The 13,780-nt window shown below is 64.1% G+C and carries 10 protein-coding genes; 6 read left to right on the forward strand and 4 right to left on the reverse strand.

What is annotated here, in order from left to right; translation table 11 throughout:
• Positions 1-140 precede the first annotated feature (140 nt).
• Together clpS and clpA are read left to right on the forward strand one after the other, a co-directional pair.
• A complete protein-coding gene (gene clpS / locus VC212_RS16845; protein WP_016901748.1) occupies positions 141-461 on the forward strand; it encodes an ATP-dependent Clp protease adapter ClpS in 321 nt (106 codons plus the stop codon).
• Positions 462-603: 142 nt separating this feature from the next.
• On the forward strand, positions 604-2,886 hold the full coding sequence (clpA, locus tag VC212_RS16850; RefSeq protein WP_055854392.1) for an ATP-dependent Clp protease ATP-binding subunit ClpA: 2,283 nt from the start codon (positions 604-606) through the stop codon (positions 2,884-2,886).
• Positions 2,887-3,283: 397 nt separating this feature from the next.
• Here clpA and infA read toward each other — a convergent pair whose 3' ends face one another.
• The 4 genes from infA to trxB form a co-directional block, all read right to left on the reverse strand.
• The gene (gene infA, locus VC212_RS16855; protein WP_002813418.1) at positions 3,284-3,502 is read right to left on the reverse strand and encodes a translation initiation factor IF-1; all 219 of its coding nucleotides are present in this window, start codon (positions 3,500-3,502) and stop codon (positions 3,284-3,286) included.
• Between the two features lie 79 nt (positions 3,503-3,581).
• On the reverse strand, positions 3,582-4,331 hold the full coding sequence (aat, locus tag VC212_RS16860) for a leucyl/phenylalanyl-tRNA--protein transferase (RefSeq protein WP_323526432.1): 750 nt from the start codon (positions 4,329-4,331) through the stop codon (positions 3,582-3,584).
• Positions 4,332-4,374: 43 nt separating this feature from the next.
• On the reverse strand, positions 4,375-5,493 hold the full coding sequence (locus VC212_RS16865; protein WP_323526433.1) for a GNAT family N-acetyltransferase: 1,119 nt from the start codon (positions 5,491-5,493) through the stop codon (positions 4,375-4,377).
• 57 nt (positions 5,494-5,550) lie between these two features.
• Complete coding sequence (gene trxB, locus VC212_RS16870) at positions 5,551-6,519, reverse strand: thioredoxin-disulfide reductase (RefSeq protein ID WP_055854385.1); 969 nt, start codon at positions 6,517-6,519, stop codon at positions 5,551-5,553.
• Positions 6,520-6,803: 284 nt separating this feature from the next.
• Here trxB and VC212_RS16875 point away from each other — a divergent pair, with 284 nt between their 5' ends.
• The 4 genes from VC212_RS16875 to VC212_RS16890 all read left to right on the forward strand — a co-directional run bounded on the left by VC212_RS16875 (position 6,804) and on the right by VC212_RS16890 (position 13,780).
• Positions 6,804-9,158: a DNA translocase FtsK 4TM domain-containing protein gene (locus VC212_RS16875; RefSeq protein ID WP_323526434.1), complete on the forward strand. Its 2,355-nt coding sequence runs from the start codon at positions 6,804-6,806 to the stop codon at positions 9,156-9,158.
• A 336-nt stretch (positions 9,159-9,494) separates the two neighbouring features.
• The gene (locus VC212_RS16880; protein ID WP_323526435.1) at positions 9,495-11,420 is read left to right on the forward strand and encodes a DUF3857 and transglutaminase domain-containing protein; all 1,926 of its coding nucleotides are present in this window, start codon (positions 9,495-9,497) and stop codon (positions 11,418-11,420) included.
• 57 nt (positions 11,421-11,477) lie between these two features.
• On the forward strand, positions 11,478-12,149 hold the full coding sequence (gene lolA / locus VC212_RS16885; protein WP_323526437.1) for an outer membrane lipoprotein chaperone LolA: 672 nt from the start codon (positions 11,478-11,480) through the stop codon (positions 12,147-12,149).
• 341 nt (positions 12,150-12,490) lie between these two features.
• On the forward strand, positions 12,491-13,780 hold the full coding sequence (locus VC212_RS16890; RefSeq protein WP_193553216.1) for a replication-associated recombination protein A: 1,290 nt from the start codon (positions 12,491-12,493) through the stop codon (positions 13,778-13,780).

Consider the following 13,780-nt stretch of genomic DNA (forward strand, 5'->3'; position numbering starts at 1 on the left):
GGATGCAGCAGCAGACGGCGCCTGTCGCAGCGCGGTCGGGGTATCGGTCATCAAGGGCCAGCCGGGGAATCGGAGACAAATTGTGCGGGCCGCGGCGCAAATCGTCCAATGCGCGCGGCGATGAACCGTATAATGGCCGGATGCCCCGGAAGACATCTCACGAACACGATCATGGCCTCACGGTCGAAGCCAGCAAGCCTGAAGTGGCGCCACCGCCGCGGTACCAGGTGCTGCTGCTGAACGACGACTACACCCCGATGGACTTCGTGGTGACCGTCCTGCAGCAGTTTTTCAACCTCGATCTGGAGCGGGCCACCCAGGTCATGCTGCACGTTCATACCCGTGGACGCGGCGTTTGCGGGGTCTACAGCCGCGAAGTGGCCGAGTCCAAGGTGGCGCAGGTCAACGAATTTTCGCGCATGAACCAGCATCCGCTGCTGTGCACGATGGAACAGACCTGAGCTGGTAGCGGGATCATTCCAGCAGCGCAACAGTGTGGCTGCAATCACGTGCTAACGCCGTCTGAACATGCCTATCCGATAGGGTTGTGGAAAATCCCAACAAAAGCCGCATATTGTTGGCAACAGCCGTTCGGAGTTACCAATGTTCAGCAAAGACCTAGAGCAAACCATCGGCCAGTGCTACAAGCGAGCACGCGAGGCGCGTCATGAGTTCATGACCGTCGAGCACCTGCTGCTCTCGCTGCTGGACAACCCTTCCGCGCAAGCCGTGCTCAAGGCCTGCGGCGCGGATCAGCTGCGGCTGCACAACGACCTGGAACAGGCGATCGAGGCCTCGGTCTCGCGTCTGGCCGAAGACGATGGCCGCGACACTCAGCCGACCCTGGGCTTCCAGCGTGTGCTGCAGCGCGCGGTCTACCACGTGCAGTCCTCGGGCAAGAAAGAGGTCACCGGCGCGAACGTGCTGGTCGCCATCTTCGGCGAAAAGGATTCCCACGCGGTGTATTTCCTGAATCAGCAGGACATCACCCGTCTGGATATCGTCAATTACCTGTCCCACGGCATCGCCAAGCTGGGTGAAGACGGCGAGCAGCCGTCTGCGTCCGACGGCGAGCCCAAGAGCGAGGGCGGGGAGGGCGAGGCCAAGGGCGATGCGCTGGCCGAGTACGCCACCAACCTCAACGAGCAGGCGCGCAACGGCAAGATCGACCCGCTGGTCGGCCGCGCCGATGAGATCGAGCGCACCATCCAGGTCCTGTGCCGCCGCCGCAAGAACAACCCGCTGTACGTGGGTGAGGCGGGTGTGGGCAAGACCGCGATCGCCGAGGGCCTGGCCAAGCGCATCGTCGACAACGACGTGCCGGAAGTACTCGCCGACGCGGTGATCTTCTCGCTGGACCTGGGCGCGCTGGTCGCCGGTACCAAGTACCGCGGCGACTTCGAAAAGCGCCTGAAGGGCGTGCTGACCGCGTTGAAGAAGGTGCCCAATGCGGTGCTGTTCATCGACGAGATCCACACCATCATCGGCGCCGGGTCGGCCTCGGGCGGCACCATGGACGCCTCCAACCTGATCAAGCCGGCGCTGGCATCGGGCGAGCTGCGCTGCATCGGCTCGACCACGTTCCAGGAATACCGCGGCATCTTCGAAAAAGACCGGGCGTTGGCGCGGCGCTTCCAGAAGATCGACATCGTCGAGCCGACCGTCGGTGAAACCTTCGAGATCCTGCAGGGCCTCAAGCCCAGGTACGAGGCGCACCACGGCGTCACCTACGCCGACGATGCATTGCAGGCGGCGGTGGACCTGTCGGTCAAGCACATTGGCGACCGTCTGTTGCCGGACAAGGCCATCGATGTGATGGACGAGGCCGGCGCGCGTCAGCGACTGCTGCCCGAGGGCGTGCGCAAGGAGTTGATCGACATCGAGGAGATCGAAACCATCGTCGCCAAGATGGCGCGCATTCCGGCCAAGCAGGTCAGCGCCACCGACAAGGACGTGCTGCAGCATCTGGAGCGCAACCTCAAGATGGTGATCTTCGGGCAGAACCCGGCGATCGAGACGCTGGCCGGCTCGATCAAGCTGGCACGCTCTGGTCTGGCCAACCCGGAAAAGCCGATCGGCAATTTCCTGTTCGCCGGCCCCACCGGTGTGGGCAAGACCGAGGTGACCAAGCAGTTGGCATTGCAGTTGGGCATCGAGCTGGTGCGTTTCGACATGTCCGAGTACATGGAAGCGCATTCGATCAGCCGTCTGATCGGTGCGCCTCCGGGCTATGTCGGCTTCGATCAGGGTGGTTTGCTGACCGAGAAAATCGTCAAGACGCCGCACTGTGTGCTGCTGCTGGACGAGGTGGAGAAGGCGCATCCGGACATCTTCAACATCCTGTTGCAGGTCATGGACCGCGGCATCCTCACCGATACCAATGGGCGCGAAGCCAACTTCAAGAACGTGATCCTGGTGATGACGACCAACGCCGGTGCCACGCAGGCATCGCGTCGCTCAATTGGTTTTACCAAGCAGGATCATTCCACCGACGCGATGGAGTCGATCCGCCGCGGGTTCACGCCGGAGTTCCGCAACCGTCTGGATGCCATCGTGCAGTTCCAGGCGCTGGGCTTCGACCACATCCTGCGCGTGGTGGACAAGTTCATCATCGAGCTGGAAATGTTGCTGCAGGAAAAGCACGTCTCGCTGTCGGCCACCCCGACCGCGCGCGACTGGCTGGCCCAGCACGGCTTTGATCCGCTGATGGGCGCACGCCCGATGTCGCGCGTGATCCAGGAGAAGATCAAGCGTCCGCTGGCCGACGAGCTGCTGTTCGGCAAGTTGGTAGAGGGCGGGCGGGTCAATATCGACGTCAAGGATGGCGAGCTGGTTGTGGAGGCGCATCCGGAGCCGGAGCGCTTGCTGCCGGCAACCGTCGACTGATCGACGCAGGTGATTCATGCGTTCTGAAACAAAAAAGCCGCTCGAATGAGCGGCTTTTTTATGTCCGGGACGGGGGTTGCTCGATGCTGTCTGTACGAGCAGCCAGTTAGCTCCCAACGCCCCATAATCCGTCGAGCGCCTCGCATCTGCTGAACCCCGCAATGCGCTATGGCGAGCAAGAAAACGGCAAGGGTGGTGCCGTATCGGCGCATGCCCGAGTTTGACGTGCGAATGCCAGCGCGCGCGTGGTCGATGCGGGCTCGTGGATATGCCCGTCAGCGGATTGCAGCCCGCGCCACATCGTGATGAGTCACGGCACTGCCACCAGCAACGTGCCAAATCACAGGCACGACAAAAAGCGGCCATTGGCCGCCTTGCGTCTCAGCACCAGAACCGCTTACTTCATGCGGTAGGTAATACGGCCTTTGGTCAGGTCGTACGGAGTCATCTCAACCTTGACCCGATCGCCGGTCAGGATGCGGATGTAGTTCTTGCGCATACGGCCGGAGATGTGGGCGATGATTTCATGCCCGTTTTCCAGCTTGACCCGGAACGTGGTGTTGGGAAGCGTCTCGCTGACGCTGCCTTCGAATTCAATGGAGTCGTCTTTCGACATGTAATCCTGGCAATCAAAGCTGGCCCGGAGGGGCCGTAAGGGACGGCATTTTACGCTCCATCTCCCCGTGGTGCAAATTTTATGTTAAGCGGGCTTCACCCAGTGCCGTGGCGGGCCGCTCGCCGTAGCGTTCGGACCAGCTGCCGGCCGGTTCTACCAGGGCAACCTGACGCTGCACGTGTTGCACAAACTCCGGGCGTGGCATGTGCTGCGCGCCCAGGCTGAGCAGGTGCGGGTTTTCCACCTGCGCATCGAGCAGCGGCCAGCCGCGCGCATGCAGGTCGGCGGCCAGGGCGGCTAACGCTACTTTCGAGCCGCCGCTGACTGCGCTGAACATGCTTTCCCCGAAGAACATCCTGCCGACTGCCACGCCGTAGATGCCGCCGACCAGACGCGCGCCATCGAACACTTCCAGCGAGTGTGCGTGGCCGCGATGGTGTAACTCCAGATATGCCGCCTGCATCTGCGCGGTGATCCAGGTGCCGTCCTGTCCGGGACGCGGGCTGGACGCGCAGGCGGCAATGACCTCTGCAAATGCGGTATCGGCACGCAGGGTCCAATTGCAGTTGCGCAGCTGCCGTTTGAAGCGCGACGACAGGCGCACGCTATCGGTGCGGAACACCATGCGCGGGTCTGGGCTCCACCACAGGATCGGCTGCCCTTCCGAAAACCAAGGAAAGATGCCCTGCGCGTACGCGTTGAGCAGGCGTTGCGGGTGCAGGTCGCCGCCAAGGGCGAGTAGTCCGTCGGGGTCGCGTAAAGCGTGTTCGACCGGAGGAAACGGACTGGCGGGGTCCGGTAACAGCAAGTGGGGCAGGGCGCGCGACATGGGGTGAGTCTAGCGGTGCGGCATGCGGGTGGCGCGCATTGGGTCAGTCGCGAAACGGGCTGTGGTCTGCCAGTTCGAGCGCGTGCCGCGCGACGGCCTCGCGCTCGTCGGCGCACCATTGCGCCAATGGTTCGCGGAACCCGGGGTCGGCGATCCAGTGACGGCTGCGCACCACGGTCGGCAGAAAGCCGCGCGCAATCTTGTGCTCGCCCTGCGCGCCTGGCTCGAAGCGGCTCAGGCCTTCGCGCAGGCAGTATTCGATGCCTTGGTAGTAGCAGGTTTCGAAGTGCAGCCCGGGCAGGGCTTCGCCGCCCCAGTAGCGGCCGTAGAGCGTGTCGTGGCCGCGCAGGCACAACGCACCGGCAATCGGGTGCCCGTCGAGGTCGGCCAAGAACATCACTAGCTGGCGCGGCAGGTGCTGCGCCAGGTGGCGCAGAAATTCGGGAGTCAGTGCTGGCGAATTGCCGTACTCGTTGAAGGTCTTGAGATAGAACCCGTACATGGCGTCCAGGTCCGCCTCGCTGGCCTCATCGCCATGCACCACGCGCAGCTGTATGCCAGCGCGCTGCACCTTGGCGCGTTCCTGGCGGATGTTCTTGCGGCGCTTGTGGTCCATCGCGGCCAGAAACGTTTCGAAGTCGCTCCAGCCGCTGGTGTTGTGCCAGTGGTACTGCAGATCGTGACGCTGCAGCCACTCGGCATCGAACGCGGTGTCTTCGTCGGCCAGATGAAAATTCACATGCGCCGAGGACAAGCTGCTGCGCTCCACCAGCTCGCGCATCGCGGCCAGCAAATGCCCACGCCACTTGGGCGCACCGAGCAGTCGCGGGCCGGTGACGGGCGAGTAGGGCACGCCGCACAGCCACTTCGGGAAATACTCCTGCCCGTAGCGCGCATACGCATGCGCCCAGGCATGGTCGAACACGAACTCGCCGTGCGAATTGTTTTTCAGGTAACCCGGCGCGGCGGCGACCAGCGTGTCGCCGGTCCACAAGGTCAGGTGCAGCGGATTCCAGCCCCAATCCGGGCGCAGGCAGCCTTCGCGTTCCAGGCCTTGCAGAAAGGCATCGCTGACGAAGGGATGGCTGCCGTCGTGCAGCGCATCCCAGGCACCGGCAGGAAGCTCGTCCAGCCGGCGGCACCAGCGGGCCGTCACGCTCATGCGCGCGGCCCGTTGGTGCTGCTGTCCGCGCGGCGCGGCCGGCGGTCAGCAGCCATCTCAGGCGCTCTTGTCGAGGTAACGCTCGGCATCCAGCGCGGCCATGCAGCCGAAACCGGCCGAGGTGATGGCCTGGCGGTAGTGCTGGTCGGCCACGTCGCCGGCGGCGAACACGCCGGCCACCGAGGTCTCGGTCGCTGCGCCGTTCAGGCCGGAGCGGATTTCCAGGTAGCCGTTGTTCATGGCCAGCTGGCCGTCGAACAGCTGCGTATTGGGGTGGTGGCCGATGGCAACGAAGAAGCCGTGCGCGTCGATATCGCGGGTGCTGCCGTCGAGGGTGGACTTGACCCGCACGCCAGTCACACCGGCATCGTTGCCCAGCACTTCGTCGATGGCGTGGTGCCAGACGGTTTCGATCTTGCCGGCGGCGACCTTGGCGAACAGCTTGTCCTGCATGATCTTTTCCGCGCGCAGGGTGTCGCGGCGGTGCACCAGGTACACCTTGCGCGCGATGTTGGACAGGTACAGCGCTTCTTCGACCGCGGTGTTGCCGCCGCCGACCACCACCACGTCCTGGTCCTTGTAGAAGAACCCGTCGCAGGTGGCGCAGGCGGAGACGCCGCGGCCCTTGAAGGCCTCTTCGCTGGGGATGCCCAGGTACTTGGCGGTGGCGCCGGTGGCGATGATCAGCCCGTCGCAGGTGTACTCGGCGCTATCGCCGATCAGCCGGAACGGCCGCTGCGACAGATCGGCAGTGTGGATGTGGTCGAAGATGACCTCGGTCTCGAAGCGCTCGGCATGCGCCTGCATGCGGTTCATCAAGTCCGGGCCCATCAAGCCGTGGGGGTCGCCCGGCCAGTTGTCCACCTCGGTGGTGGTCATCAGCTGGCCGCCCTGCTGCAGGCCGGTGATCACCACCGGCTTGAGATTGGCGCGGGCGGCGTAGACCGCGGCGGTCCAGCCGGCCGGGCCGGAGCCCAGGATCAGCAGGCGGGAATGCTTGGCGGGACTGGCAGATGAGGCGCTCATGTATACTCGCGGTCTAGGAATTGGTAGGGACGGCGCTGATGAATTGCGCCCCCGTGGCGGCATAGAGTGGCGGTCCCCACCCGGTGAATCAAGGCGGCGCGATGGAACTGCTTGAACCGCAGATGGCATGGTCCGCCCTGATTACATGTTCGACGCCGCCTCGTGCGGCGTTTTTCGTTGGCGGCCGGGCGCCCCGGCAGCCGGTGCTCATCCAACTGCTGAAACCGTGGCCTCAGTCGTTTATTATCAACCACTAACAGCATTTTTCTAAGGTCTGGCTACAGGTGGCAAAGCAGGTTCCCGAACGCAGCAAGCCCGCAGAGGGCAAATCGTCGTCGCGCAAGACGGCGGTGGCGGACAATCCGCGTCGGCAAAAGCTCTGGCGCGATCTGGCATTGATCGCGGTGGCGCCGTTGTTGCTGTATCTGCTGGCCAGCCTGTTCACCTATTCGGCAACCGATCCTGGCTGGTCGCGCACCGGCAATCTGGTCGCGCCGATCCACAACATGGGCGGCAGATTCGGCGCGATGGCGGCGGATGTGTTGCTGCAGCTGTTCGGTTATGTGGCCTTCCTGCTGCCGGTGATCCTGGGCGCGGTGGCCTGGATCGCGCTGATCGGCGAACGCGAGGAGCAGAGTCAGAGCGATCTGGGGCCGGCGCTGCGGCTGGTTGGCATGGTGGGCTTTCTGATTTCTTCGACCGGCTTTTTGCATCTGCGCCTGTTCCAGGGCGAGGTCGCCGAGGCCGGCGGCATTCTCGGCAAGCTGGTCAGCGGCTCGCTCAGTTCGGGCTTCGGTGCTCTGGGCGCCAATCTGTTCGTGATAGTGCTGCTGCTGGTATCGGTCACATTGGCGACCGGGTTGTCGTGGTTTGTGGTGATGGAGCGCATCGGTCAGTGGGTGCTGGCGCTGGGCCCGTTGATGCAGCGCAAGACCCATCAGGCGACCGAGTGGCAGCAAACCCGCGTGATGCGCGAAGAGCGCGAGGAAGTGCGCAAGGTCGATGCGGTCAAGCAGGCCAAGCGCGAGCCGGTCAAGATCGAGCCGCCGCCGGCACCGGTGGTGGAAAAGAGCGAGCGCGCCAAGCGCGACACCCAGATCCCGATGTTCCAGGGCGTGAGCACCGACGGCTCGGATCTGCCGCCGCTGGCATTGCTGGACGACCCCAAGCCGCAGGCCAAGGGCTATTCGGAAGAGACGCTGGAAACGCTGTCGCGGCAGATCGAATTCAAGCTCAAGGATTTCCGCATCGAGGCGCAGGTGGTCGGGGCCTATCCCGGTCCGGTGATCACCCGCTTCGAGATCGAGCCGGCGCCGGGCATCAAGGTCAGCCAGATCAGCTCGCTGGACAAGGACATCGCGCGCGGCCTGTCGGTCAAGTCGGTGCGTGTGGTGGACGTGATTCCGGGCAAGTCGGTGGTGGGTCTGGAGATCCCCAACGTCACCCGCGAGATGATCTTCCTGTCCGAGCTGCTGCGTTCCAAGGAATACGACAAGTCGGCCAGTCCACTGACGCTTGCGCTGGGCAAGGACATTGCCGGGCGCCCGACCGTGGCCGATCTGGCGCGCATGCCGCACTTGCTGGTGGCCGGTACAACCGGCTCGGGCAAGTCGGTGGCGGTCAATGCGATGGTGCTGAGCCTGCTGTTCAAGGCCTCGCACAAGGAACTGCGGATGTTGATGATCGACCCGAAGATGCTCGAATTGAGCGTCTATCAGGGCATCCCGCATCTGTTGGCGCCGGTGGTCACCGACATGAAGGAGGCCGCCAACGGCCTGCGCTGGTGCGTGGCGGAGATGGAACGCCGTTACAAGCTGATGAGCGCGGTGGGCGTGCGCAACCTGGCCGGCTTCAACAAGAAGATCAAGGACGCCATCGACGCCGGCCAGCCGATGATGGACCCGCTGTTCAAGCCGAATCCGGAGCTGGGCGAAGCGCCGCGGCCGCTGGAGACGCTGCCGTTCATCGTTATCTTCATCGACGAATTCGCCGACATGATGATGATCGTCGGCAAGAAGGTCGAAGAGCTCATCGCACGCCTGGCGCAGAAGGCGCGTGCGGCCGGTATCCACTTGATTCTGGCCACGCAGCGGCCGTCGGTGGACGTGATCACTGGTCTGATCAAGGCCAATATCCCGACCCGCGTCGCCTTCCAGGTCAGTTCAAAAATCGACTCGCGCACCATCCTGGACCAGTCCGGCGCCGAGGCGCTGCTGGGCAATGGCGACATGCTGTATCTGCCGCCGGGCACCGCGCTGCCGGACCGTGTGCACGGCGCCTTCGTCAGCGACGAAGAAGTGCATCGGGTGGTCGAGCATCTGAAAGCCAGCGGGCCGGTGTCCTATGTCGAAGGCGTGCTCGACGAAGTGCAGACCATGGGCGATGGCACCGTGGTGGGCGCAACCGGCTTGCCGGAGAGCAGTGGCGGCGGCGGGGATGAGTCCGACCCGTTGTACGACGAGGCACTGCGCATCGTCACCGAAACCCGGCGCGCATCGATCTCCGGTGTGCAGCGTCGCCTGAAGATCGGCTACAACCGCGCTGCGCGCTTGATCGAGGCGATGGAAGCGGCGGGCGTGGTCAGCCAGCCTGAGCACAACGGCGATCGCACCGTGCTGGCGCCGCCGCCGCCCAAGTAAGCGCGGCGGCTCTCGTCGCTGCGCAGTGCGGTGCGGTGGCACGCGGCTGCGGCAGTCGCTGCGCGGTACGGTGGCTGGAGGCGCAGCGAGAGGGCGAAGGGCCATTGCCTGGATCCGACGTGTGCGGGATGCGTTTCGATTCCCGTCTAGTTGCGCCCACGCGCCGGCGCAAGACCCCGTATTGCGCGTCTGCGTGGACTGCGGTGTGTGAGTGGCCTCAACGAGCGCTGCCGCACGCATCAATGCGGCATTGTTGGAAGTCGATACCTGTCATTGCCGGGCACACCGGCTACCCTATCGGACAGCGGCCGCTCCGGCCCGTCGTGATCGAGACCCATGCTGCGTCGTCCTGTGTTGTTGCTCGTATTGTTGATCTGCGCCCCGCTGCTCGCCCAGGCGCAACAGCGCCCCGCGCCTGCCGCGGCGGCGACGCGGACCCAGGCCGATACCAACTACAGCTTTGTGCGCTACCGCGCCGACTACGAAGTGCGCGCCGATGCCAGCAGTGTGGAAACCGACGAGTACGAAATCCTGCTCAAGACCAAGTCGGCGGTGGAGCAGTTCAGCCAGGTGCGGTTGAGCTATAGCGAAAAGATGGAGACGCTCGAAGTGCTGGAGGCGTACACCGTCACCGCCGAAGGGCTGCGCCAGGACGTGGCGGCCGACAAGATCTACACCCAGGAAAGCTATTCCAGCGCTTCGGCGGCGATGTACGCCGACCGCAAGGTCAAGGTAGTGGTGTTCCCGAACCTGGCGCCGGGTGCGCGCATCGTCTATCGCGTGCGACGCGCGCAGAACACGCCTTACTTCCCAGGTTATTTCAGTCTGTGGGAAACCTTCAGCGTGTTCGCGCAGTACGACGATGCAGTGGTCACCTTGGTTGCGCCCAAGTCGCTGCCGATGCATCTGTCCGCACGTGGTCTGCAGGGCAGCACCAAGCCGGTGGTGCGTGGCGATCAGGCGCGCTGGGAATGGCGCTACCAGCGCGCCACGCCGATGAAGAACCAGAACTGGAGCGCGGCGACCTGGGAATTCAGCCCCACGCTGATGGCCAGCACCTTCGACAGTTGGTCGCAGATGGGCCTGGCGTATCACGTCAAGGGTGGGCGCGCCGCTACGGTCACACCCGCGATCCAGGTATTGGCCGACCAGGTGACCAAGGGAATCGATGAGCCGCGTGCGCAGGCGGCGGCGTTGTATGCCTGGGTCGCGCGCAATATCCGCTACGTGGCGGTGTATCTGGGCAATGGCGGCCTGGAGCCCAACAGTGCCGACAGCATCCTGGCCAATCACTATGGCGACTGCAAGGATCACACCGTGATTCTGGAAGCGCTGCTGGCGGCCAAGGGCATCGCCAGCACACCGGTGCTGATCGGCGCGGAGGGCGGGCCGACATTGCCGGCAATCCCGGTGCTCGGGCGCTTCAATCACGCCATCACCTACATCCCGGCCTTCGATCTTTACGTCGATTCGACCAACCCCTACGCGCGCTTCGGCCAGCTGCCGGCCGGCGATCTTGGCGCGCCGGTGGTGCATACGCGCGACGGCAAGGTCACCCAGACCCCGCCGAACGATCGCAAGGTCAACCGCTACGTCGCCCGGACCGAGTACCGCTTCACGCCGCAGGGCGGATTGCAGGGCCTGACGACCCTGGACAGCGGGCAGACCGGCGAAGTGGGCTTGCGCGCGATGTTCGTACAACTCAATGCGCAGAACCGTAACCGTATCGAGGAGTCGATCATTGCCCAGTCCGGTTTCGTCGGGACCGGCGATCTGCTGATTCAGGGCGATCCACTGGATCTGGAAACGCCGTTCAACTATCGCTACAGCTTCCAGGCCAACGATGCGGTGGATTTTTCGGTGGTCGGCGGCATGACCTTGCCGGACATGCCAGGGGCCGAATCGACGCGCGGGATCTACGCCACTACCTCGGCCGAAGACAATCTGACTCCGTTCTACTGCAACGACAGCGTGCGTGAGGAAACCTACGTGGTGACCTTCCCCGAGACGGTGCCGATCATTGCCATCCCGCGTAGCAGCAAGTTTCGCAATGCGGCTGGCGAATACGTGGTGGACTGGTCGCGCCAGGGACAGACGGTCACTGCGGTCCATCGCCTGCAACGTGCGGCGGTGCACGGGCCGCAGGCCTTATGCCAGCCGCAGGATTACCGCGCGTTTCGCGAGTTGTATCAGCAGGTGCGACGCGGCTTTCGTGGGCAGATCGTTTACGGCGATCTGTCCAAGGTGCAGACCAATGATTGAGGCAACCCGCTGCCGCTGCATGAACGCGTCCGTGCAATAGCGCTCGCCCATTCATCTATGAAGCTTCAGAATTGGCGTACTCCTTTCTGGAAGACCGCGATGCATCGCCAGCTCCGTTATGCCGTCCTCGCCACCGCTCTGTTTGCCGGCACCGCGTTTGCCGGTGCGCGCCAGGAGCTGGACACGTTCACCCGCGGCCTGAAGGGCCTGGATGGGCAGTTCGATCAGCAGGTCGCCGATGCCAACGGCCGGGTCAAGGAGCGTTCGAGCGGGCGGGTGGCATTGTCGGCGCCGCGTCTGTTCCGTTGGGAATACGCCAAGCCTTACAAGCAATTGATCGTGGCCGACGGCAAGAAGGTGTGGGTGTTTGACCCCGACCTGGAGCAGGTCACCGTGCGCGCGCAGGGCAACGAAGAGCAGAACAGCCCGCTGGTGGCGTTGATCGACCCCGCGCGTCTGGACAAGCAATACGACGTCAGCGAAGAAGCCGCGCCGCGTGACGGCCTGCAGTGGCTGTCGTTGACGCCCAAGGTCGATACCGAAGCCAGCTTCCAGATGGCCTCGCTCGGCTTCAGCAAGGACGGCCTGGCCAAGATGGAAGTGGTCGATGCGGTGGGTCAGCGCACCGCGATCAGCTTCAGCGGCTGGAAGCGCAACCCCGCGTTTGCGGCCGACACCTTCCGCTACACCCCGGCCAAGGGGGTGGATGTGGTGGGCGACGCGCAGTAAGGTCATGCCCGATTGACGGCGACCGATTCACTCGGGATGCAAGGCTGCACGTTGCAGCTTGCCAGCAGATGCGTTGAGGCAATATTGCAGACGCCTTCCTACGGGGAGGCGTCTTGCGTTGTGCCTTCTGTGATCCAGATGCGCTCGCCAACCAGCATCGTCGCTGCGGTCGCCTTCCGAAACGTGAGAGATCTGCCGCTTTCGCGCGGCAGCTCACCGCTGCAATGCGCTAACGCCCCGGCGCGATAGAATGGGGCGTGGCACGAACCAGATCCACCATCGATAGCACCGCCGATCTGCTTAGCGTGGACGCAGACCATCTGCGCCCGCTTGCAGAGCGCATGCGTCCGCGGACGCTGGACGAAATGGTCGGCCAAAAACGCTTGTTGACGCCCGACAGCGCACTGCGCCGCGCGGTGGAATCGGGTCGCGTGCATTCGATGATCCTGTGGGGCCCACCAGGATGCGGCAAGACCACGCTTGCCTTGCTGCTGGCGCACTACGCGGATGCCGAGTTCAAGGCGATTTCCGCCGTGTTGTCGGGGCTGCCCGAAGTCCGCCAAGTGCTGGCCGAGGCCGCGCAACGGTTTGCCAGCGGCCGACGCACGGTGTTGTTCGTCGATGAGGTGCATCGCTTCAACAAGGCGCAGCAGGATGCATTTTTGCCGCACATCGAGCGCGGCACCATCCTGTTCGTCGGCGCGACCACGGAAAATCCGTCGTTCGAATTGAACTCCGCGTTGCTGTCGCGTTGCCGCGTGCATGTGCTCGAATCGGTGTCGCCGCAGGACATTGTCGAAGCGCTGCAACGCGCATTGCACGATTCCGAGCGCGGGCTGGGACAGGAGACGATCCAGGTCAGCGATGCGTCGCTCCTGGAAATCGCCAGCGCCGCCGATGGCGATGTGCGGCGTGCGTTGACCCTGCTGGAAATTGCCGCCGAGCTGGCAGGCGGCGAGGGCGGGGAGATCACGCCGCAGACGCTGCTGCAGGTGCTGGCCGACCGCACCCGCCGTTTCGACAAGAACGGCGAACAGTTCTACGACCAGATCTCGGCACTGCATAAATCGGTGCGCAGCTCCAATCCGGATGCGGCGTTGTACTGGCTCACCCGCATGCTCGACGGCGGCTGCGACCCGGCCTATCTGGCGCGGCGGCTGACCCGCATGGCGATCGAGGATATCGGTCTGGCCGACCCGCGCGCGCAAAGCATGGCGCTGGAAGCCTGGGATATTTACGAGCGCCTGGGCAGCCCGGAAGGCGAGCTGGCGTTCGCACAGTTGGTGCTGTACCTGGCCAGCACCGCTAAATCCAACGCAGGCTACGCGGCCTTCAATCAAGCCAAGGCCGAGGTGCGCGCCACCGGCACGCAAGAGGTGCCGCTGCATCTGCGTAATGCGCCGACCAAGCTGATGAAGACGCTCGGTTACGGCCAGGACTATCAATACGACCACGATGCCGAGGGCGGCATCGCGCTCGACCAGACCGGCTTTCCGGACGCGATGGGCGAGCAGGTGTATTACAAGCCGGTGCCGCGTGGACTGGAAATCAAGCTCAAGGAAAAGCTCGACCGGCTGCGCGAAGCGCGTGCGCAGGCGCGGGCTGACAAGGCTGGAAAGCCCACGGCATAA

This window comes from Xanthomonas sp. WHRI 8932A (assembly GCF_035012785.1).
In the GTDB taxonomy this organism is placed as follows: Bacteria; Pseudomonadota; Gammaproteobacteria; order Xanthomonadales; family Xanthomonadaceae; genus Xanthomonas.